The following is a 19,208-nucleotide window of genomic DNA, read 5'->3' as shown; positions in this document are numbered from 1 at the left end:
ATCATTTCAGCCGGTAGACGCCGGAGAAATCGAGATCGCGGGCCACCATGACCGAGACCTCTTCGCCTTGGTTTTTCCGCAGGATCACGGGCACGTCGATGGTGTTTTCTAGCTCCGTCTGGGCGAGGCTGCGCGCCGCCGCGCGGGAGTTCTCGTAAGAGGCATCTTCGCCATCGCCGGAGGTGGTGGCGACGATCAGGGCATCGTCGATGATCGACAGCATCATCGTGCCGCCGAAGCGGGTCCAGAACTGGGTGTCGATGTCGCCATCGAAGCCGGTACGACCAAGGGCATCGGCACCGGGAGAACCGAGGTTCACGATCACGCCGTTTGGGGTTTCGGCACGGGTCCAGATGACGAAGAGGCGCTTGCGGCCCCGCTGCATCCCGCCCTTGTACTCGCCAATGACACGGGTGCCGCGATCCAGCAGGATCACCGCGCCCGTGGTCGAATAGACATCGTCGGTCACGGTGCAGCGGACCATGCCAGGGGCCGTCGAGTCCATCGCCGTATCGAGTGAACAGGGGATCGTCGTGCCCTGCGTCACGGTCAGGTTCGGATGGGCGAGGACGGTGGCTTTTTCCGATTGCCGGTCGCTGGTGACAAGTTCAGCCGCCAGTCCCGTCAGCTTGCCGCCCGCGCCCTCGGCCGAGCCGCCAAAGAGATTGGCCCCGGCATCGGTGCCTGCCTGGGCCGCCGATCCGGCAAGGCCCGTCAGATTGCCCTGATAGGCCATGACAGGCGCGCGCTTCGAGGACTCGTAAAGCTGTTCGGCCTCGCTCGGCTCCGCCGGGGTCAGTTGTTCTTCGCGGCGCACGCGCTCGATCGGGCCAACCGGGGTTTCGGGGGCGGGGTCGGCCACCTCTGGCTGGTCCTGTTGCTCCTGGTCTTGGGGCAGTTCCGCAGGCTCGAAGTTCTGCCCAGGCCGGATCGTGGTCTGTTGGCGCTCGGTTTCTTCGGGCGGTGTAGGCTCTTCGTCGGAAGGCCATTGGAGGAAGGCCATCGTGCCAAGAAAGACCAGGCCAGCGGCCACGAGGAATTTCTTGTTCTTCTCGTTCAGACCGGCGGATTTGGCGCTGGTGATCGAGGAGATGCCGCGCTCGCCCTCGATGCCGTTCTCAACGGGTTCGGGCGCACCGTCCTGCGGTGCTTGCTCTTCAGTCGTCATGATTACTGTCCGATGATTTCGCGCTGCACGGAGCGGCTGCTGGTGCCGGTGCCGGTGTAGCCACCAGACGAAGATCCCAGCCCCATGTTGTAGAGTGCGGTGACCTGGTTCCCGAGGCGCAGGCGCATTTCGGGGGCCACATCATGCACAATGATCTGGTTTTTGCGGACGGTGGTGTTCGCCATGCGCTCGGTGCCGGTGCTGTCCACCACAAAGACTGAGGGCATCCGGTTCATCCGCGAGAAGGACAGAACCGTCATTTCCCCGTTGTCGTAGGCCTGCGAGGGCTGGAGGTCATGCGATCCGGCGACCAGATAGCGCCAGTTCTTCGAGCCAGAAGTTGCCACGGATTCGGCCAGCCGTGCCTTGGCGGCCTCTTCCTGCGCCCGTGCTTTCTGGTCAGCAGCTTCTGCGCGGCGGCGGTTGGCCTCGTCGGTCGGGTAGGCGAACCTGATCTGGAAATAGACATCCTTGGAGTTGTTGGTGATCGCGCCGTCCCGGACGATCAGCTCGAAGGAATAAGTCCGGGTGGTGCCATCCTCGCGCATGGTCGCGATCTGGAGGTTGGTCGGTGGGTTGGTCTCGCGTGGCTTGAGATAGAGGATGTTGCCGCGCGGCACGATCTCCCAGGCGACGGTGTCACCGCTGCCCACGTCGATGATTTCCTCGGTCTGGGCAAAGACAACCTGCACGGAAGTCCGCAGGGTGCCGACGACACGGACCACGTCCCATTCGTTGTAGCTGACGGACCGAACGCGGCTGTCGGAGCGCGAAGGGTTCGGGATGTCGAGCGCCAAGGCAGGCGCAGCGGCGCTGAGCGCCAGACAGGTGATGAGGGCTGTACGCAGGATCATTCCGTCACCTCCGGGTCGGCCCGATAGGTGCTGACGATGAAGCCAAGAGGATTGATCGTGCGATCCTCGGCGCTGATCTCCGCATCGGCGTCGAAGTCGAAGCCGATGGTCGAGACCCAGAGGCTTTGCGCCGTCAGGTTTTCGCGTTCGTTGGTCTCGGTCTTGTAGAACCGGACTTGTGCCAGCCCGTCATTCAGGAAGGAGATCGAGCGGATCTTGATCTCGGCTTTGGTGTCGGTGCCATAGGCGTATTGCGGGCTCTTGGGGTTGGAGCCGTTGTAATAGGTCGAGAAGCGGGCCTGTTCCTCTGGCGAAGACATCAGCGTCACCTCGTGGAAGATCGCTTCCCGCTCGGCATAGGTGTAGCCCTCGCGTTCACGGACATAGCGGGCGAGGAAATAGCGGGTGACGGCCTCGTCATAGGTGGTTTGGCCGTCGCTGAGACGGGTCATGACCTCGGGCACGCCGCTCGCCTGATCGACCCGGATGACGAAGGGCACCACTTCCTTGAGCGGAGCCATGAAGCCAACAGCGGCCAAGCTGGTCAGCGCTATGACGCTGGCGGCCCAGGCGATGATCCAGGCTGTCCGCTTGGAGCGTTCGGCGGCGAGGCGGCTGTCATAATCGAAGCTGCGGGCCTCCTTCAGATAGGCGGCGAGGTCCTTGTCCTGCGATACCGTCATGCGTCGTCTCCCTCCCGCGTGTACGCGATTTGGGGCGTGACGCCGATTTCCTTCTGCTTATCGAGGACGGCGGCCTGATAATCCCATTTGGTCGGGTTCAGAGGGCGGACGACCGAGCCTTTCACATCCGGCAGCGGCGTGGTCGTGGCGCAGGCCGAAATGCTGAGGACGGCCATCAGGAGGACAAGTTTCTTCATCGCGTAACCTTGGAGTCTAATCGTGGACGAGGTGGATTTGTCCGCCTCAGCTCTGTCGTGTCGCGGAGCCGCCGGACGGGGGCGTGCTGCCTCCCTGTCGGGGTGCCGCATTTCCCAGAAGCTTCCGCTCCACGAAGCGCTGTACGGCGCCGGTCGAAGTACCGGCGCCGGCGCTCAACGCCGCCGCGATGGAGGGAAGCAGGAAGAAGAAGATCGTGCCGCAGGCCATTGCGACTAGGAATGCAGAGACTGCCGCCGCGCCGTCCTCGATGCTGAAGCTCGAATAGACGTCGCCGATGAAGGAGGTGACCACCAGCATGAGGACGATGACCAGAAGCTTCAGCAGGGCGAAGTTCAGGGTCTGACCCAGCCAGGCAAAGAACCAGCCGCGCGTGACATCGAAGAGGGCAAAGGCGACGAAGAGCGGGCCGATGGCCGCCATGAGCGCCAACCCGAAATGAACGAGGAGGCTGATCACGAAGGCGATTGCGGCAAAGGGCACGGCGGCGATGATCACGACGATCGACAGGACATAGCCATAGATCGAGCCCGCGATGCCCGAGCCGTACTGGTCCTGCACCTCGGCACTGATCCGGCCCGCCATCGCCATCACGGGATCGGAGGGCAGGTCGGTCGAGCCGCCGGTCAGCGTTTCCACGAAATCAGGGATGCCGTTGAGGATCGTGTCCCCGACCCAGGACGAGTAATCGCCGGCGCTAGACACGAGGGTCCAGATGATCGCCAGCTTCACGCCGCGCAGGGTGAAATCCATCAGCGGTTCGTGGATGGAGCCACGGATGATCGCCCAGCCATAGAGAAACAGGTAGATCGTCAGGGCCGCCGTCAGCGGTGCAGTCAGCTCGGAAGAGATGGTGCTGCTGATGTCGTTCATCTTTTCGGTGAGACTGTCAGCAAAATTGTCGTAGAGCGCTTGCAGCATGGTGGCGGTCCTTCCGTGTCCCGGTTCAGTCGAACGACGGGTCCCCGAATGTTTTCTGGAAACCTTCGCGATCCTGGTCTCGCTTGGCCTGCTGCTCTGCCAAATCAGCATTGACGCAATTCGCGTCCTCAGATGCCCGATCAGAGACTTCGCAGGTTGCCAGCACCTCAGCGCGTTCTTCCGGGTTGGACGAATAGTAGTCGACTGTCCGGTTCTCCTCCTCCTTGCAGCCCATGAGCAGGACGGTGGCGGTCAAGGCCGCGAGAATGGGTGTCTGGGGTGTCATAGTGATCTCCTTCAAAATGCGTCAGGGCCATAAAGGCGTTCGAAAGCAGCCTCTTCCCTCATGCGGCGTTGTACCGCGATTTCGGTCTGGCGCTGTTCTTCCACCTTGGCTTGGGCCTGCTGGAGCATGGCGAGGCCCTGAATGCGGTTGGTGTCGTTCTGGAGCATGGCCTGTTCCACCGCGATCCGGGCGTTCAGGGCGTCCACCTCCTTCTGGGTGGAGACGGAGCCGATCTTGCTGCGCAGTTGTTCCAGCCCCGCCAGCCGGTCATCGGAGAGCGACACGATCCGATCCCCGACAGCGGTGTCGCGGGCCGACTGGTTGCGGATGCGATCCAGTTCGCTCTGGTAGAAATCATCGGCGTCGATGTTGGCCCCATCCAGCGAGGAGAAGTCGGCTGCATCCTGCGCCTTGCCTGCCAGATCACCGAGGTCATTGAGATCAATGTCGAAGTCGCTGGCGATCTGCATTGCATCCGGCCCGAGAAGTTCGCGGACATCGGGCGAGTTCAGGGCGCTGACGATGGAATCCATGTCCGTCAGGCCGTTGATCGAAGCATAGAGCGCCTTGGCCTGTTCCAGCTCTTCGACCATCTGGGCGATTTCCTTGACGAACTCGGCCTTGGCGTTGGCGATGGCTGCCGTATCGACCACGGGCACGCCCTGAGCGTGGGCCGTGGCGGAGAGGGACAGGGCCAGCACAGCGGCTGACATGAGAAGCCTTGTCATCAGAGGTCCTTCCTTTTCTGGAACAGGCGCGGGAGCCAGTCTTTCGGGGCAGGGTGGTCCTGCATCAGCGCGTGCATGATGGCGTTGGTGGCGGTGCGGCCTGACAGGACGGTCAGCACGTCATCGAGGCCGGACAGGTCGAGGTCGCAGACCACCGAGTTCTGCGCCTGCTTGATCAGGAAATGGCCGAGGGGCAGCTCGTCGCGGACAATCTGGAATTCACGTTCGGACAGGCCAAACTCGTCTACCAGGTCCTTGCGGCTGGCGCGGTCGGAACCGAAGAAGATCTGGCTGGCACATTGCTCGATGATCGTTCGGGCAATGGGGCTGTTTACCACGTCGGAGGCCGACTGCGTCCCGGCCACGATGATGCCGTTCTGCTTGCGGATAACCTTGAGCTTGTTCTTCACGAAGTCCGAGAAGTAGGGGTCCGACAGGGCCTTCCAGAACTCGTCGATAAAGATCGCGATGCGCTGGCCGGTGATCAGGTTTTCGACCCGGCGCATGAGGTACATCATGATCGGGTTGCGGATTTCCGGGTCATCGAGGAAGGCCGTGATGTCGAAGCCCACGAGATCGGCATCGAAGGCGATGGTGTCTTCAGGATTGTCGAAGACCCAGCCGAGCCGTTCGTTGCTCAGCCAGCGATCCAGACGGTTGCCGATGTCTTCCGCACCGCCACCAAACCCCAGCAACTCGCGCAGGGCGGAGACGGTGCGGCCAGTGCGCGGCAGGTTGGACAGGCCCGTGACGGCCATCTCGATCCGCCGGATGTCCTCGGCGGAGAAGGTTGCGCGCTCACCGCCCAGCATGGATTTGACCAGCTCGACCATGAAAGCTTGGCCGTCGGCATCAAGCTCGATCGCCATGAACGGCGCGCAGCCGGTCGGGCGACCGGACTGGAAATCGAGATAGGAGCCGCCCGAGGCGCGGACGAAGATCTCGGCCCCGTAGTCCTTGTCGAAGAGGACGCGCTTCACCCCGAACTTTTCCAGCTGCGACAGCAGGAAGGTCTGCACCACCGTCTTGCCGGAGCCGGAGGGGCCGCAGATGAAGGTGTGACCGAGATCGCCGACATGGAAATTGAAGTAGAAGGGGCTCCCCGCGCTGGTCTGAAGCTTGCTGACCGCATCGCCCCATTCGTTGCCGTGCCGGTGGCCGGTCGGGTAATTGTGCAGCGGCGACATGGCCGTGTAGTTGCGGCTGGTCACCATCGCGACCCGCGCCCGGTGCGCGTGGTTGCCGGGAAGCTGCGCCCAGAATTGCGGCTCAAGCCCCATGTCTTCGCGGGCGACGACAGCCCCGGATTCCGACAAGAGGTTATGCGCATCGGCCGCGCGGGCTTTCAGCTCCTTGGCGTCATCGCTCAGGACGGCCAGGGACAGATTATGCTCGCCCATCACGAACTCGCCCGACATCAGGTCGTCGCGGGCGTCGCGCAGCCCGTCAGCCTGGGACACGGCGGGGTCATTCGCGTTGCGCAGCCTCCCTTCCTTGAGGGTCATCTGGCGCATGGCCTCGTTCTTCGCGGTGCAGCGGAAGGACTGGGTCAGGACGAAGCGGAAGGGGGCCGTCAGCAGGCTGTCGAACATGTTCGGGCGCGTACGGGCGTGATATTCCTTGATGCCGAACATCGCGCCATAGGTGCTGGCGGCGGCATGGCGGATTTCCAGCGCCTCCCGCCCGAAGATCACCCGGTCAGTGTAGATCGCATTGCCGATGGTCCCGTGAACCAGCGGGACCGGCTCATACCGACCAGAGATCAGTTGCTTCAGAACACTGGCAGGCTCGGAGATCAGAAGGTCTCGGTGGTCCTGGATGATCGAGAGCTTTCGTGGCCGAAAGCGGCTGAGGCTGCGGGTCAGCTGCGTGGTCTTGTCGTCGAGATCGTCCAGAAGATCCTGGTCCACCTCGATCTGGCTGGTGCGGGCACGACGGACGCCCTTTGCCAGCCGACCACCGGGCAGGCTGCGGGGCTGCATGTAGACGGTCAGATACAGATCGTTCCGGAACAGGCGCTTGGCCTCGATCCGGCTGCGATAGCTTTCGTCGATCCAGCGGGCGAGGTCGGTGACGAAGGTGCCAGCCGGATAGTCGTCATCGGTGGCCCGGACCACATGGACATAGGCCATGACGGTGTCGTCGGCGATGTTGCGCAGCGCGTGGCTGAGCTGGTTGTGCAGCGTGTTGATGAGCTGGGTATCCGCCGTGCGAAAGGAGACGCCCTCAAGCTTCAGCATCTGGAAGGCACCCCGGTTGCGGGTGATGATCGTGTGCGCGTCCGAATGGCGGATGAAGGGTAAGTAGCGGTCTGCCGTGTTCTCCGTCTTGATCTTGTCGAGCAGGCCCATCAGTCGATCTCCTCGATCTTGTAGAGGCGGCGGAGACGCAGGGGGGATGTCGATGATCCCCCCCAGAGGCTCCGGTTCCGGCACCGGGCATTTGTGTCCAGCCAGCGAAACAGGATTTGGAACGCGTTCTGATCGCGCTCGACGATCAGGCGAGAGACGCCGAGCAAGGGGAGCGCAATGGGCAGGTAGAAGATCGAGTCCGCGGCGATCATCGCCAGCCCGCCGATGCCGCAGCACATGGCGAAGGCTTCGACAGGGATGCCGAAGATCATCGCCGGGCGCGTGAGGGCGAGGAACAGCACGTCCTCGTTCATCTTCACCTTTTCCATTGCAGTGTTCATTCTGGGCCCTCCCTGCCGGTCAGCCGGTGATCATGCTCAGCACCTCGGAGGAGGCGTAGATCAGGACGACACCGCCCACGGCCCAGGCGGCACGGCGCAGGTCGACGAAGTTGAAGAGCCAGCCCGCGCCGATGAACATGAGCGCGATCAGGGCAATGGGCTGCTTGGCGCTTTCGAACTCGTCGAGGATGTTGTTCAGGAAGTCGGTGAAACCTGCTGCGGCGGCGGGCTGCGCCGCTGCGGTCAGGACCGCAGCCAGGAACATCGGGGCGCCGATGCTCCGGTGGCGGGTCAGAAAGGTCTTCATGGTTGCGTCCTTCTATTGGAAAACCAAGGCGTTCGATCCGGTGGCCGCGCCGAACACGTCCCATCGTTTCGCGCTGTCCTTGTCGTCGCTCAGGGAGGATGACCGCTTGTCGTACGAGGGGGCGGTCACGGACCCCTCTCCCAGCACGCGGGCCACATAGCCGTTGTGGAAACCACGCGTGAAAGAGCCGGTGTTGTAGGAGGAAAGTGCCTGGTGCAGGGCCTGTGTCTGGTCCGCTCCGGCATCGCGTGCCCGGTCATAGCCGTCGCGCAGCACGGTTTCCGCCGCCGTCAGATTGCGGCAGGCATCGAACACGGTGGCAGGCGTCAGTCCGAGCCAGGACAAGTTGGCGCTGTTGATCTGCCCTAGGCCCATGTCGATGGACTTTCCTTCTGCGATCAGGCGGGCGGCGATCTGTGCGGCCTCATTGGCGGAGCGCGGCGCATAGGATGCCCGATCCGGGCCGTTCACGCCGATGGCGAACGGGTCGAAGCCACTCTCGGCGGAGACGAGCTTTTCCATGATGGAGGGGGCGACACCGGGCGCGCAGTTTTCAGCGACGGCCCGGAACGCGGTGGCATTCATGGGCTCAGTCAGCGCGAGGCGCGGCGAGCCGACGGTGAATGCGGAGAGGATCGAGAGGGAGAGGAGGGAACCGCAGAGCGGTCTGAGGATCAGCCAGCGCAGAGCGCCGAGGCGATCACTCGGTGTCTTCGTCTTGTCCAGATTTCGGGGCAGGCACCCAAACGCCTTCGGCATCAGGGAAGATGCGCATGTGGAAGCTGACCAGCGCGTCGGAAGACTTGAAGACGCGGGCTTCGCCAGTCTTCGAGGAAATGACCGGGCTGGCCGCGCCGTTCGTCTGAACAGCCCAGAGCTCCCAGTTCCATCCTTTTGGGGTGTGAATCGGGCGGTAGTCGAGCTTGCCACCCTTCTCGAGGAAGTTTTGCACTGCATCAGTCGTAATCACGCGTGGGTTCCACATTGGCTGACACCTGTCGTTGGGAATTTCTGGACAGATGCTGCGTATCCTTGAATCACGACTTTTTTCAACGTTAAAGCCCAAATTTGAAAAAAGCGCCAAACGACATAAATCCGCCTATAGATTATCAAAGCGCTAGTATGCCATCTAGCGTATTTGACAAATAGCGCTTCCTCTGGAAGTTTGGCGCTATCCTTGCCTCCCTCGGCTATAGGATGATCACCCAGCTGTGACCATCCCGAGAGCGGAGCGCCGGCGGGGACATGCCGAGTTAAGTTCCGAGGGGCCAGAAGCTTTGTTATATCTTGGACACGCGATGAAGCGTGGTGCCGCGACCGCCCTGACCTGTACGGGCCTACTCCTGGCGGCACCTCCCGCTGCGCAAGCCTACCAAGTAGACTGCGCGATCCTCATCTGTCTGGCGGGAGGCTGGCCCGGAAGCACCGAGTGCAACGAGGCGCGATCTGTCTTCATCAGCAGGATCACGCCCTGGCCGGTGGAGCCGCCCTTGCAGATCTGGAATTGCCCCTTGGGTGTGGGCTACCGCCCACCTGAAGATGAGAGGGCTTTGCCGCTCCTCTATCAGGCGTTCGGCAGGCCTGGACCTTCGGTTCCGCCGCCATTCTCGGCTGTTTCCGAGGGTGTGGTCCCCCCGAGGTCGGGGCGGGACGAGATGCAGTCGCTGATCGCGGATTATGCCGATGAAAACGGCGTGGCTGATGTCGACATCAGCGGGGCCGAGTATGACTTCGTCCGCTCCATCCGCGTCTACAACGTCGAGTATGCCCGGCAGCGAGAAAGCGGTGATGGCGACTGTCGGCGAAGCGAAAAGATCCGCGTCGGCACCTATGGGGTGCAGGGCGACTTCAGCTGGTCCAGCGGTTCGGTGACCTCACTACCGGACGCATTCGAAGGTCTCGCCGGTTGGGGCGAAAGCTGTCCGAGCCTCTACCGGAGGGCCGTCTTCATCGATTGGACCGACTATCAGGGAAACTATGGCTACGAGCAGGTGAATTACTGATCACCGCAGGTGCTGGCATCGCCGATGCTGGGTACGCCAAGGGCGCAAAAATGAGGCAACGAAGGCCATGACGGAGAGGAACACTAAGGACTTAAGAATTTAAAACCCCCGCGAAGGCGGCAACCTTCCACGGGGGCTGAGGGACTCAGGGCCGGCAAGCCCGTAATCATCCGTAATCATGGTTTAGCCTATCAGCTTCCCCACCTTGCAGACAAGTCAAAACGCATTTGTGCGACCCGTAGACGTTTGCCTGCCGCCGCCTCGCTTCAGACGAACGAGGAACGAATAGATGCATGTACCCCGAGCTTTACCTGTCCGACGGTTCGAGGCCGTCAAACCAACACTTCCGCGGGGCATGGAGCGCGACGGCTTCGTCGCTCTTGTCGATGCGGTTGCGTTCAGCCTTGGCATCGGTGCTGCGGCGATGATGACTTTCCGCACGATGATCGCGGCGACCAAGCCGAGTGCGTTCAAGCGCGGCACAGAGGAGCCCTGCTGCTACCTCAGCCAGAGCGAGATCGCGCACAAGCGTGGCGTCACGGCCTGTCGTATCCGGCAACACGAGGCGGCGCTAGTCCGCTTGGGGCTCATTGAGAAGCGGACAATGGCCAATGGTGCGCGGTCCGGCTTTTCCGGTTGCGGCGTCTTCTTTGGTGCCGCGATCGCACGCGTCGACGAGTTCCTGTCACTGCGCGATGAGCTCGAGGCAGATCGCAGGGCTCATGCCCGTCTGCGAGGGCAACGCAGTTCGCACAAGCGGCACCTGAAAGGCATCCTGTGCGAGCTGATCGAGTGTCAGGGCATGTCAGCCGAGGTCGAGCGCATCCAGCAGAAGTTTGCAGGGTGGCCGTCAGGCCAGGCGCTTCATCGGATGTCGCTCGAAGATCTTCAGAACCACGAGGCTGACGCCGAAGCGCTGACGATTTCCGCGTCTCAATTGCTGCGTGAAACGCATGATCGACCGCTCGAAAACGAGCGCTCTCATATACAAGATACAACTCAAGATTCTAACGAAGTACCTTGTAACGACCATGTCGATATGCGGAGCGTGGGCAAGTCCACGCGATCCACCGTTTCTGGGCCGCAGCCTGGCGGCAGCGTCCGTTGCCTAGAATGGCAGGATGGGGTTGCCAGCGAGGCGCACAAGTCCAAATTCATTCAGAACCTGGGCTGTGACCATCTGTATGGCCTTTGTTCCGAAGAGATGAAGATGTGGCTCGACATCGAGAGACAAAGGCGCGGCAGGCTGGATTTCCATTCCTTCGTGATCGCCGCGCAGAAGCGCCTGCCTGAGTTGGGGATCCATCCATCTGCATGGGAGGAAGCCGTGGATGCTCTGGAAGAGGATACGGCGATGCTTTGTGTTCTGATTACCGATGCAAAGGTTGCTGATCCTGAGGTCACCATTCTTTCCGCAGGGGGCTATCTCCGGGGCATGGTGCGGGCGCAGCGGACCGGTTCTTTGAACATCATGGGAAGCCTGATCGGGCTGAACGAACGGAACAGGAGGCGCCATTGAAACCGGTCATCTTATCCGCCGCCATGATGGCGGCGCTCGCAGAGCCTGGGGCGGCGCAAGAGCTTTGTATAGAGCCGATCAAGCCGGAGTCCGCGTATCTTCTCGATGCTGGGTTTTCCGGGTCCGAGGTCCGGGCGGAGTTTCGGCGCTACTTCAGCGAGGTCGAGGATTATCTGAACTGTCTGAACGAAACGTCGGGCCGGATCAGGGATGATGCGCGAGCCGCGGCTTCCGACTACCAACAAGTGCTGGAGACGACAGAGCCGGGCAAAGCTGGTCAGGGCGATGAAGGGTTTCGTCCGCAAAGTGTCGCCATGAAGGATACCGGCGAACTCTTCTTGGATTATCGACCAAACGCTGGCGGCACCGGCTATGCCGGCGCCGCCAGGAAATCTTCCGCAGGGAGGTGATAGAGGAAGATTTCTATGGTGAAATCTTGCGCTAGGTCAAAATCCGATAGTGAAGTTTATGTTACATAACGCGTCGCATTACATTCTCTTTCGGCTTCAGAAATGGTAAGCCCCAGCCTCATTGATCGTCAAAACCAGAAGAGTACTGTTGCGGCAAGCGCGATGGCGGAGAGGACTGTCTTCGCACATCTGTCGTAGCGTGTGGCCACGCGACGCCAATCCTTCAAACGGCCGAACATGATCTCGATCACTGCCCGGCAGTGCATTGCGCAGCAATGTCACGAGAGGGGCGGTTGCGCCGTTTGTATTTCCGCTTGTCGTAGCGGATGGCCTTACTGCGTGACTTTCTTCCTGGGATGCAAGGGCGTATCCCCTTGTCTTTCAAGGTTTCCCTGAACCAGTCCGCATCATAGCCCCGATCTGCCAGCAGACAATCGGCCTTTGGCAGACGACCCAGAAGAGCTGCCGCGCCGGTATAGTCGCTGACCTGACCCGCCGTCATGAAGAACCGCAGCGGGCGCCCTTTGGCGTCGGCAACGGCGTGCAGCTTAGTGTTCATCCCGCCTTTGGTGCGCTTGATCTGGCGTTCAGGCCCCCTCTTTGACGACCAGCCGCGAGATGCCGTAGCGCTGAAGGCATCGATGCAGCGCAGATCGCGTCAGGTTGGGGATGGACGGCTGCGAGGTGTAAAGACATCATCCAGCGACAGTAGCGTGTGCCGCCGAAACGCCACAACCATTTCCTCCTCAGCCTCGGACAGAACGATGGAACCTGGCTCCTTTGGCCCGGTTTTGAGAACCTCGACCGTCTGCCGTTTACGCCACTTCGCAACCGTCTTGGGATTGATCCCGATCTCCCGGCTCAACGTCGCGATCGAAGCTTGCGATCGCTGTATTGCTGCTCTGAGGGCGTACGTGGTCGTGGCGCTTCCGTGACGAACTTGTCTCATAATGCTTCCCTTCCATTCCTTCGAAAGGACTGCACCATCAAACCGTGGGATCAAACAACTGCGGTCACGGCGACTGCGGGCATCACAATACCGGCGTCATTGCCGCGCTACCGCCTCACCGCAAGTTCATACCGCAATACCCATATCCAATGCCTTCGACCTGGCTCCGCAGATGTTGGACATCGCTCATTCCTTCGCCGCCAGGAGGATCCGGGGCACATACCGCCCGGTTCCCGGCTGATACTAATCCCGCAACTCGCCGCCGTTTATCCGAACAGAGATGGCAGCAGCAGTGTCAGCGGCGGCACAAAGGCCACCAGCATCAGCACGAAGACCATCACCAGAATCATCGGCCAGATAGACACGGTGATCTTCTCGATGGACACGTCGGAAATGGCCGACCCGATGAACAGCGAATAGCCGAAGGGCGGCGTCGCCATACCGATGGCCAGATTGATGACTACCATGGCGCCAAACTGGATAGGGTCGATGCCGATCTTGTCCGCGATCGTCGTCAGAATGGCGCCGAGGATGATCATCGCCGCGATATTGTCCATCAGCGCTCCGATGATCAGCAGCATCAGGTTGATGAGTAGAAGGATCACGATCCAGTTGTCCGAGATCGACAGCATCGCATTGGCGATCGTGGCGGGCAGCTGCTCAAACGCGACCAGCCAACCAAAGGCAGAGGCCGTAGCGATGATGAAGCAGACAATCGTCGTGGTCCGGATCGACCTGTGCAGGATCGTGCCCAGATCGGCCAGCTTCAACTCGCGATGCACAAAAAAGCCGACGATCAGCGCATAGACCACGCCAATCGCCGAAGCCTCCGTCGGGGTGAAAACACCACCGTAGATCCCCCCCAGAATGACAAATGGTGCCAGCAAAGACCATTTGGCGTCCCACAGGGCGCGCCTAATCTCTCGCCCCGTTGCCCGGTTAGCCTCGCGCAAGATACCATTGCGCCGGGCGTGGACATAGCTGACGCCAATCAGCCCAATGGCGATAAGCAGGCCCGGGATTATCCCGGCCAGGAAAAGCTTGGTGATCGAGTCCTCCGACACCACGCCCCAGATGATCATGGGAATGGACGGCGGGATCATCTGCCCGATTGGGCCAGAGGCGGTGGCCAGCGCGGCGGAGAACCGGCGCTGCCAGCCGCGCCGCTCCATCTCGGGAATCATGATCCCGCCGATGGCAGCGGTGGTCGCGGGGGCGGAGCCGGAAATCGCGGCAAAGAAGGTGGCGGAGACAACGGTGACCATGCCTAGCCCGCCGGTGATATGGCGCACCAGAACGTCGCCCACGTTCACAAGACGGCGCGACAACCCGCCGCGCATCATCAGCTCTCCCATCAGGATGAACCCGGGGATGGCCAGCAGCGTAAAGACCTGCGTTCCGGCGACCAACCGCTGGGCAAAGACGATCAGCGGATAATCGGCCACCAGCAGACCAAAGATCGCAGCCAGCCCCAGTACCACCGCAACGGGGGCACCCAGCAGCATACCGCCAGCGAAGGTGACCAGCAGGGTCCAGGCAGTAGCGCTCATAATACGACCTCAGATGTATGGTCCAGCGGAAGAAGGACCCTCAGCAGAGCATGCACGGCCCCGACGAACCCGAATACCGGCACCGAGAGATAGACTAACCAAACCGGAAGTTGCAGCGCCGGGGAGACCTGCCCCGCCGTGTCGGAGACGTAGAGACAGCCACTCCAGAAGGTAAAGACGCAGAAGGTCAGGATCGCCATGGCGATCAGCCTTTCGATCGCACCCCGAATCGCTTCCGGAAATATCCGCAGTAGTGCATCGACACAGACATGCGCTTTGTCGCGGATCGCCGACGCCGCCTCCAGCAGGATGACCCAGCAGAACAGGGTGATGGCAAGCTCTTCCGTCCAGGAAAAGGCCGATCCCAGCACGTATCGGGAAAAGACCTGAACCACCAGAGCCCCGATCAGCACTGCGGTCATTCCCATGACAAGCAGCCGTGTCATCCTGCTCAGCCAGACCGAAATTTCATCAAAAACGCGTATCATGCCATATCCTGCCGTGCGACCAGCACCCGGGACCAAGCTGCGGACCGGGTACGGATCAGGTTTCCCTTTATTCGGACGTTGCGGACATGGCCCCATCGAAGACTTCCGGGCTGATCTCGCTGCGGAATTCCTCGTAGACCGGCTGAACCAGCTTGCGGAAAGGTTTCACATCCTCGATGTCATTCACAGTCATGCCGCGTTCTTCGAGGATCTTCACCGTCTCCGCCGCGTTCTTCTGGGTTGCAACCCGCTCTTCCGCGATCGCCGCCAAAGCAGCCTCGCGCACGGCAGCGCGCTGCTCCTCGCTGAGCTTGTCATAGAACCTTTTGGACATCAGAACGCCGATGGCCGAGTAGGTATGCCGGGTCAGCGACAGGTATTTCGTCACCTCGTCATAGCCATTGGATTCAATGACCGCCAGCGGCAGTTCCAGCCCGTCGACCGTGCCCTGCTGGGTGGCCGCATAGGCCTCCGCGCCGGAAATCGGTACTGGATTGCTGCCGATGGATTTGAACAGACCGATGAAAACCGGGTTCTGCATCACGCGGAACTTGATGCCTTGGGCATCGTCGGGGGTCGCCACTGGGCGGGCATTGTTGATCATGTGGCGAAACCCGCCTTCGGCAAAGCCAAGCCCGACAATGCCCTTATCCTCCAGCGAGGAGAGCAGTAGCTCTCCCACCTGCCCGTCGAGAACCCTGTGCGCCATTGCCTCATCCTTGAACAGGAACGGCAGGTCAAGAACCTGGAAATCCGGTTCGATCGTGGCGATCATCGCATTGGTCACCAGTGCGGCGTCGATGGTCCCGAACCTCATGCCCTCCAGCGCCAGCTTTTCATCGCCGATCTGCGCATTGGGGAAGAACTGGAGTTCAAAGGTATCCGGCATCAACTCGTTCAGCTTCTCCTGCCAGAGATGCGCGGTGATCGCATATGGATCCTTTGGATTGTCTGCCGTGTTCCAGGTGACTTTCATCTTGACGTCTGCCGCAATCGATGCGGACGCGACGGCCAGAGCAAAGAGTGTCACCAGGACAGTTTTACCGATAAGGTTCATTAGTTTCCTCCCATGTATCAGGACTGATGTCAAAGCCGTAAAGAATGGCTGCATTTCGAGCCATGATCCGGTCATAGGCCTCTGCCGTTGGGCAAGCCTCGCGCAGCAGCCGCGTCAGGGTCACAGGTTCCGGCGCTTTGCGGTCATGGTAGGGATGCGGCCAGTCGCTACCCCAGATCAAACGGTCCGGCATGGCCTCGATCAGACGCTGCGTGATCTCGATCACCGCCTGGTGCTGCGCAGCACCATCATCGGCCATCAGCCTGTAGGGCGCCGACAGCTTGACCCAAGTATCGGGGCGCTCGGTCACGGACAGCAGGATCTCCAGACCCTCGGTCCGGGCATCAACCCCTGTGGAAAGTCCACCGAAATGGTCGAGCACCACCGGCACCGGCAGCCCGTCCAGCAAGTCGCGTACCGCCGCCAGATCGGTCCAGTGTAGAAATATCTCGATATGCCAGCCCAGACCGGCAATCCGCTGCGCCAGATCGCGCAGCGTCAAGATCCTGCCGACCCTACCCACAAGGTTGATCCGCAGCGCCCGCGCGCCCGCTGCGTCCAACCGAGCCAGCGCCGCGTCTTCGATCTCATCCGGCACCGCGACAACCGCCCGAAGCGTCTCCGGTGATCGGGCGACCGTGTCGAGCGTGGCGCGATTGTCATAGCCATAGACACTGGGCTGGACGACGATGCCGCGACGTGTGCCCAAGACCGCCTGCACGGCGCCATAACTTTCGAAGGATGCCTCCCCCGGAGTGTAGATACGGTCCGGAGACATAGGATAGGTCCCGGCCGGTCCGAAGACATGGAAATGACAGTCGCAGGCTTGCGACATACCAGTGTCAGTTTCGGGCGCAGTACCGTTCATTTTCTATGCTCCCTCAATCCGAACCCTCAGATCAACACCCGTCACTCTGGTTCGCCAATACAGACTTCCAGTAGGTTCAACGGACTATGCCGCGCCGACAGAGCATATTGCAAATAATCATGTCAGATAATCATCATATCAAATTTGGCATAATCAACGGATCAGCGACGGAGCCCGGCAGTGGTCAGGGGCAGCCCTCTAACGTCGCATTGGGCAGGCCTGCCACGATCCTGCGCAACAAAGACACGGTCCACTGGATCATCGGGTCGGCCTCGTTCCGTTTCGACCATGTCAGGTAGAAGACAACCGGCGTCAACTCATCCGCGAGGCCGCGACAGACCAGATCGAAGTGCTTCAGATTGGCCGCCGCCGCAATGGCCGGCATAGTCGTCACGTAATCGCTCTGTTCCAGAACAAAGCCGCTCAGCCCGAAGCCCGACAGATAGGCCCCGAACTCCACCCGATGGCTCGTCCCTTTCAGCGCCTCGTCGAAATTGGTGCGCTGCCGGAACATATGTTCGAAGGCGAAGAACCGGTAACGGTTGAGGTCGTCCAGACCGATATGCGCATTTCCTGCCAACGGATGGTCGCGACGCATAACCGCAACCCGCCGGTCCGTCAGGAGCCGTTCGCTCTGAAACCGATTGGGGATATTGCGGAACAGCCCGATCGCGATATCGAGCTTCCCATCATCGATCAGATGCGGGTCGAACTCGCCATGAATTGACTGGAACCGAGGAACGATATTTTCCGCCCGCTTGGCCAACGTCTGCAGCAGCGGTCCGGACAGGACCAATTCAAGATGCGCACCGATCCCGATGTTCAGCACTCCGGTCGCCTTGGAGGGCACGAATTTGGCGTTCGGCCGCAGCACCTCCTCCAGGTTTCGGATGGCATCACGCACTCCGGCATGCAGTTCATGCGCCCGTTCCGTCGGTTCGAATCGCCCATGCACCATGGTCATCAGAGGATCGCCAATAGCGCGCCGCAGCTTGGCCAGATCGCGGCTGACTCCCGGCTGCGTCTTGTTCAGTTCCCGCGCGCTTTCAGTAGCCGAGCGGGTCTGCATCAGCATGTCGAAGGTGATCAGGAGATTGAGATCCAGCTTGCGAAGAAACGGGTTAAGTTTTGACATCTCGGGAAAATCACACAACCTCTATACCAGATATGTAATGACTATTATATTCAATATTGATTTGATATAGCAATGCGGTTGGGAAATTTTGGCGCTGCTCTCGCGCCCTTTGAACCGCTGACCCGTGTCACGCCGGTCGCGACAGACACCAGACATCGTCCGACTTGAACTGAAGGGGTCCAGCATTGCGTTCAGTCCCGAGAAACCAAAGCGACGGCATCGCTGCCTATCGGCTCCGCGACATGGGATCATTCCATATCGGCGGCCGCATGGTGGAACTGCGGGATGCGCCGGTGGAAATGTTGCGATTAACCAAGACCGGGCGCCCTGCCCCCTTCGATCCGAACGGTCATTACCATATCGGCCAGATGTATGTGCAGTATTTTCTGCAGCAGAGTCCGACCCGGGACCATCCCCTGCTGTTCTGGCACGGCGGCGGGCTGACCGGCGCCTGCTGGGAAACCACGCCTGACGGCCGCCCCGGCTGGCGCGAGCTCTTCCTGCAGTTCGGCTGGGACGTCTATGTCAGCGATGCGGTCGAACGCGGACGTTCGGGCTTCGCTCCCGTACCGCGCCTATGGCCGGCGCCGGTGACGCAGACGCTGGAAACCGTGTTCGAACGGTTCCGTATCGGGCAGGCCCGCGCCGAGGGCGGACCAGATGATTTTGCCGCGCAGGCCTATGCCGACAGCAACTTTCCAGTCGAGGCGCTGGCGGCGTTCGGGGCGCAGATGGTGCCGCGCTGGATCCATACCGACGAGTTGATATTAGACGCTTATGAGGCACTCCTGCGCCGTGTCGACGGCGCGACCGTCATCGCCCATTCGCAGGGCGGCTATTTCGCTCTTGAGGCTGCGGCGCGCCATCCCGATCTGATCAGATCGCTGGTTCTGCTGGAGCCCGCCGCCATTCCCGATTCCATCGCGGATATGGAGGATTTCGCCACGCCGACCTTGATCCTTCTGGGCGATCATATCGACGGCAATGCCCGATGGACCGCCATGCGCGAGGATATCCGCTCGCGGGCCGAATGCCATTCCTGTGTCGAGATCCGGAGGCTTCCTTCCGAAGGTTTGCACGGCAATTCTCACATGCTGATGATGGACCGGAACAACGCGGACATCGCGCGTCTCGTAGATAGATGGTTGACGCATCGCTTTCGCTGATCCTCCAGAGCGTGGATACTGAACGACTACCGGCTGGCGCCTGTAGGATCAGCGATGTGCTGTTCCAGGGGGATTGCCAACTTGTTTTCGCTTGATTGAGATGAGTGGGAACCTTGCCGGTCAAGCGGCCATTTCGGCTGCATAGTCTTCCCAGAGGCCGAAGGCGGCGGCTCTGGCGTGGCGGTATGAGATTGCGGCAAGGCGGTAG

At 61.0% G+C, this 19,208-nt stretch carries 21 protein-coding genes and 2 pseudogenes; 4 read left to right on the top strand and 19 right to left on the bottom strand.

Annotated elements, in window-relative coordinates; genetic code table 11:
• Position 1: 1 nt before the first annotated feature.
• From virB10 to AB9K34_RS08955, 12 genes are read right to left on the bottom strand one after another with little or no spacing between them, the layout of a single operon-like run.
• The gene (gene virB10 / locus AB9K34_RS09010; RefSeq protein ID WP_369954098.1) at positions 2-1,168 is read right to left on the bottom strand and encodes a type IV secretion system protein VirB10; all 1,167 of its coding nucleotides are present in this window, start codon (positions 1,166-1,168) and stop codon (positions 2-4) included.
• Positions 1,169-1,170: 2 nt separating this feature from the next.
• Complete coding sequence (gene virB9 / locus AB9K34_RS09005) at positions 1,171-2,022, bottom strand: P-type conjugative transfer protein VirB9 (RefSeq protein ID WP_369954097.1); 852 nt, start codon at positions 2,020-2,022, stop codon at positions 1,171-1,173.
• Complete coding sequence (locus tag AB9K34_RS09000; protein WP_369954096.1) at positions 2,019-2,705, bottom strand: virB8 family protein; 687 nt, start codon at positions 2,703-2,705, stop codon at positions 2,019-2,021. Before AB9K34_RS09000 ends, virB9 begins: the two co-directional genes overlap by 4 nt.
• Positions 2,702-2,902 carry a hypothetical protein gene (locus tag AB9K34_RS08995; protein ID WP_369954095.1) on the bottom strand — a complete coding sequence of 67 codons (201 nt, stop codon included), beginning with the start codon at positions 2,900-2,902 and terminating at the stop codon, positions 2,702-2,704. Before AB9K34_RS08995 ends, AB9K34_RS09000 begins: the two co-directional genes overlap by 4 nt.
• A gap of 46 nt (positions 2,903-2,948) precedes the next feature.
• On the bottom strand, positions 2,949-3,842 hold the full coding sequence (locus AB9K34_RS08990) for a type IV secretion system protein (protein WP_369954094.1): 894 nt from the start codon (positions 3,840-3,842) through the stop codon (positions 2,949-2,951).
• A gap of 25 nt (positions 3,843-3,867) precedes the next feature.
• Positions 3,868-4,128 (bottom strand): EexN family lipoprotein, encoded by a 261-nt coding sequence (locus AB9K34_RS08985; protein ID WP_369954093.1) that lies wholly within the window; start codon positions 4,126-4,128, stop codon positions 3,868-3,870.
• Between the two features lie 11 nt (positions 4,129-4,139).
• The gene (locus AB9K34_RS08980; protein ID WP_369954092.1) at positions 4,140-4,856 is read right to left on the bottom strand and encodes a type IV secretion system protein; all 717 of its coding nucleotides are present in this window, start codon (positions 4,854-4,856) and stop codon (positions 4,140-4,142) included.
• The gene (locus AB9K34_RS08975) at positions 4,856-7,207 is read right to left on the bottom strand and encodes a VirB4 family type IV secretion/conjugal transfer ATPase (protein WP_369954091.1); all 2,352 of its coding nucleotides are present in this window, start codon (positions 7,205-7,207) and stop codon (positions 4,856-4,858) included. The genes AB9K34_RS08980 and AB9K34_RS08975 overlap by 1 nt, the downstream gene beginning before the upstream one ends.
• Positions 7,207-7,548, bottom strand: coding sequence for a type IV secretion system protein VirB3 (locus AB9K34_RS08970; protein ID WP_369954090.1), 342 nt, complete (start codon positions 7,546-7,548; stop codon positions 7,207-7,209). Before AB9K34_RS08970 ends, AB9K34_RS08975 begins: the two co-directional genes overlap by 1 nt.
• A 19-nt stretch (positions 7,549-7,567) precedes the next feature.
• Positions 7,568-7,855, bottom strand: coding sequence for a TrbC/VirB2 family protein (locus tag AB9K34_RS08965; protein ID WP_088664335.1), 288 nt, complete (start codon positions 7,853-7,855; stop codon positions 7,568-7,570).
• Positions 7,856-7,867: 12 nt separating this feature from the next.
• On the bottom strand, positions 7,868-8,614 hold the full coding sequence (locus AB9K34_RS08960; protein ID WP_369954089.1) for a lytic transglycosylase domain-containing protein: 747 nt from the start codon (positions 8,612-8,614) through the stop codon (positions 7,868-7,870).
• Complete coding sequence (locus AB9K34_RS08955) at positions 8,556-8,825, bottom strand: hypothetical protein (protein WP_133119769.1); 270 nt, start codon at positions 8,823-8,825, stop codon at positions 8,556-8,558. The genes AB9K34_RS08960 and AB9K34_RS08955 overlap by 59 nt, the downstream gene beginning before the upstream one ends.
• Positions 8,826-9,510: 685 nt before the next feature.
• Here AB9K34_RS08955 and AB9K34_RS08950 point away from each other — a divergent pair.
• The 3 genes from AB9K34_RS08950 (at position 9,511) to AB9K34_RS08940 (ending at position 11,787) form a co-directional block, all read left to right on the top strand.
• A complete protein-coding gene (locus AB9K34_RS08950; protein WP_369954088.1) occupies positions 9,511-9,858 on the top strand; it encodes a hypothetical protein in 348 nt (115 codons plus the stop codon).
• A 289-nt stretch (positions 9,859-10,147) separates the two neighbouring features.
• On the top strand, positions 10,148-11,377 hold the full coding sequence (gene repC / locus AB9K34_RS08945; protein ID WP_369954087.1) for a replication initiation protein RepC: 1,230 nt from the start codon (positions 10,148-10,150) through the stop codon (positions 11,375-11,377).
• Complete coding sequence (locus tag AB9K34_RS08940; RefSeq protein WP_369954086.1) at positions 11,374-11,787, top strand: hypothetical protein; 414 nt, start codon at positions 11,374-11,376, stop codon at positions 11,785-11,787. The genes repC and AB9K34_RS08940 overlap by 4 nt, the downstream gene beginning before the upstream one ends.
• A gap of 128 nt (positions 11,788-11,915) precedes the next feature.
• Here AB9K34_RS08940 and AB9K34_RS08935 read toward each other — a convergent pair.
• The 7 genes and pseudogenes from AB9K34_RS08935 to AB9K34_RS08905 all read right to left on the bottom strand — a co-directional run.
• A pseudogene (locus AB9K34_RS08935) lies at positions 11,916-12,412 on the bottom strand (IS5 family transposase); the annotation flags it as partial.
• A pseudogene (locus AB9K34_RS08930) lies at positions 12,381-12,736 on the bottom strand (IS481 family transposase); the annotation flags it as partial. The pseudogenes AB9K34_RS08935 and AB9K34_RS08930, both read right to left, overlap by 32 nt.
• 266 nt (positions 12,737-13,002) lie before the next feature.
• Positions 13,003-14,286 carry a TRAP transporter large permease gene (locus AB9K34_RS08925; RefSeq protein ID WP_369954085.1) on the bottom strand — a complete coding sequence of 428 codons (1,284 nt, stop codon included), beginning with the start codon at positions 14,284-14,286 and terminating at the stop codon, positions 13,003-13,005.
• A complete protein-coding gene (locus tag AB9K34_RS08920) occupies positions 14,283-14,774 on the bottom strand; it encodes a TRAP transporter small permease (protein ID WP_369954084.1) in 492 nt (163 codons plus the stop codon). The genes AB9K34_RS08925 and AB9K34_RS08920 overlap by 4 nt, the downstream gene beginning before the upstream one ends.
• 67 nt (positions 14,775-14,841) lie before the next feature.
• The gene (gene dctP, locus AB9K34_RS08915; protein ID WP_369954083.1) at positions 14,842-15,831 is read right to left on the bottom strand and encodes a TRAP transporter substrate-binding protein DctP; all 990 of its coding nucleotides are present in this window, start codon (positions 15,829-15,831) and stop codon (positions 14,842-14,844) included.
• Complete coding sequence (locus AB9K34_RS08910; RefSeq protein ID WP_369954082.1) at positions 15,815-16,699, bottom strand: amidohydrolase; 885 nt, start codon at positions 16,697-16,699, stop codon at positions 15,815-15,817. The genes dctP and AB9K34_RS08910 overlap by 17 nt, the downstream gene beginning before the upstream one ends.
• A 184-nt stretch (positions 16,700-16,883) precedes the next feature.
• Positions 16,884-17,834, bottom strand: coding sequence for a LysR family transcriptional regulator (locus AB9K34_RS08905; RefSeq protein WP_369954081.1), 951 nt, complete (start codon positions 17,832-17,834; stop codon positions 16,884-16,886).
• A gap of 242 nt (positions 17,835-18,076) precedes the next feature.
• Here AB9K34_RS08905 and AB9K34_RS08900 point away from each other — a divergent pair, with 242 nt between their 5' ends.
• Positions 18,077-19,000, top strand: coding sequence for an alpha/beta fold hydrolase (locus AB9K34_RS08900; protein WP_369954080.1), 924 nt, complete (start codon positions 18,077-18,079; stop codon positions 18,998-19,000).
• Positions 19,001-19,208 lie beyond the last annotated feature (208 nt).

The organism is Sedimentitalea sp. XS_ASV28 (assembly GCF_041224545.1).
GTDB lineage: Bacteria > Pseudomonadota > Alphaproteobacteria > Rhodobacterales > Rhodobacteraceae > Sedimentitalea.
The sequence above is the reverse complement of the archived record's forward strand: the minus strand, read 5'-3'. Positions and strand labels throughout refer to the sequence as shown.

What these genes read in the sequence shown, in the direction of transcription:
- AB9K34_RS08960 (WP_369954089.1), bottom strand. Translation starts at nt 8,614, where the DNA reads ATGCCGAAGGCGTTTGGGTGCCTGCCCCGAAATCTGGACAAGACGAAG.
- AB9K34_RS08920 (WP_369954084.1), bottom strand. Translation starts at nt 14,774, where the DNA reads ATGATACGCGTTTTTGATGAAATTTCGGTCTGGCTGAGCAGGATGACA.
- AB9K34_RS08975 (WP_369954091.1), bottom strand. Translation starts at nt 7,207, where the DNA reads ATGGGCCTGCTCGACAAGATCAAGACGGAGAACACGGCAGACCGCTAC.
- AB9K34_RS09000 (WP_369954096.1), bottom strand. Translation starts at nt 2,705, where the DNA reads ATGACGGTATCGCAGGACAAGGACCTCGCCGCCTATCTGAAGGAGGCC.
- repC (WP_369954087.1), top strand. Translation starts at nt 10,148, where the DNA reads ATGCATGTACCCCGAGCTTTACCTGTCCGACGGTTCGAGGCCGTCAAA.
- AB9K34_RS08905 (WP_369954081.1), bottom strand. Translation starts at nt 17,834, where the DNA reads ATGTCAAAACTTAACCCGTTTCTTCGCAAGCTGGATCTCAATCTCCTG.
- AB9K34_RS08965 (WP_088664335.1), bottom strand. Translation starts at nt 7,855, where the DNA reads ATGAAGACCTTTCTGACCCGCCACCGGAGCATCGGCGCCCCGATGTTC.
- AB9K34_RS08950 (WP_369954088.1), top strand. Translation starts at nt 9,511, where the DNA reads ATGCAGTCGCTGATCGCGGATTATGCCGATGAAAACGGCGTGGCTGAT.
- AB9K34_RS08910 (WP_369954082.1), bottom strand. Translation starts at nt 16,699, where the DNA reads ATGAACGGTACTGCGCCCGAAACTGACACTGGTATGTCGCAAGCCTGC.
- virB9 (WP_369954097.1), bottom strand. Translation starts at nt 2,022, where the DNA reads ATGATCCTGCGTACAGCCCTCATCACCTGTCTGGCGCTCAGCGCCGCT.
- AB9K34_RS08925 (WP_369954085.1), bottom strand. Translation starts at nt 14,286, where the DNA reads ATGAGCGCTACTGCCTGGACCCTGCTGGTCACCTTCGCTGGCGGTATG.
- AB9K34_RS08985 (WP_369954093.1), bottom strand. Translation starts at nt 4,128, where the DNA reads ATGACACCCCAGACACCCATTCTCGCGGCCTTGACCGCCACCGTCCTG.
- AB9K34_RS08990 (WP_369954094.1), bottom strand. Translation starts at nt 3,842, where the DNA reads ATGCTGCAAGCGCTCTACGACAATTTTGCTGACAGTCTCACCGAAAAG.
- AB9K34_RS08900 (WP_369954080.1), top strand. Translation starts at nt 18,077, where the DNA reads ATGGGATCATTCCATATCGGCGGCCGCATGGTGGAACTGCGGGATGCG.
- AB9K34_RS08995 (WP_369954095.1), bottom strand. Translation starts at nt 2,902, where the DNA reads ATGAAGAAACTTGTCCTCCTGATGGCCGTCCTCAGCATTTCGGCCTGC.
- virB10 (WP_369954098.1), bottom strand. Translation starts at nt 1,168, where the DNA reads ATGACGACTGAAGAGCAAGCACCGCAGGACGGTGCGCCCGAACCCGTT.
- dctP (WP_369954083.1), bottom strand. Translation starts at nt 15,831, where the DNA reads ATGAACCTTATCGGTAAAACTGTCCTGGTGACACTCTTTGCTCTGGCC.
- AB9K34_RS08970 (WP_369954090.1), bottom strand. Translation starts at nt 7,548, where the DNA reads ATGAACACTGCAATGGAAAAGGTGAAGATGAACGAGGACGTGCTGTTC.
- AB9K34_RS08980 (WP_369954092.1), bottom strand. Translation starts at nt 4,856, where the DNA reads ATGACAAGGCTTCTCATGTCAGCCGCTGTGCTGGCCCTGTCCCTCTCC.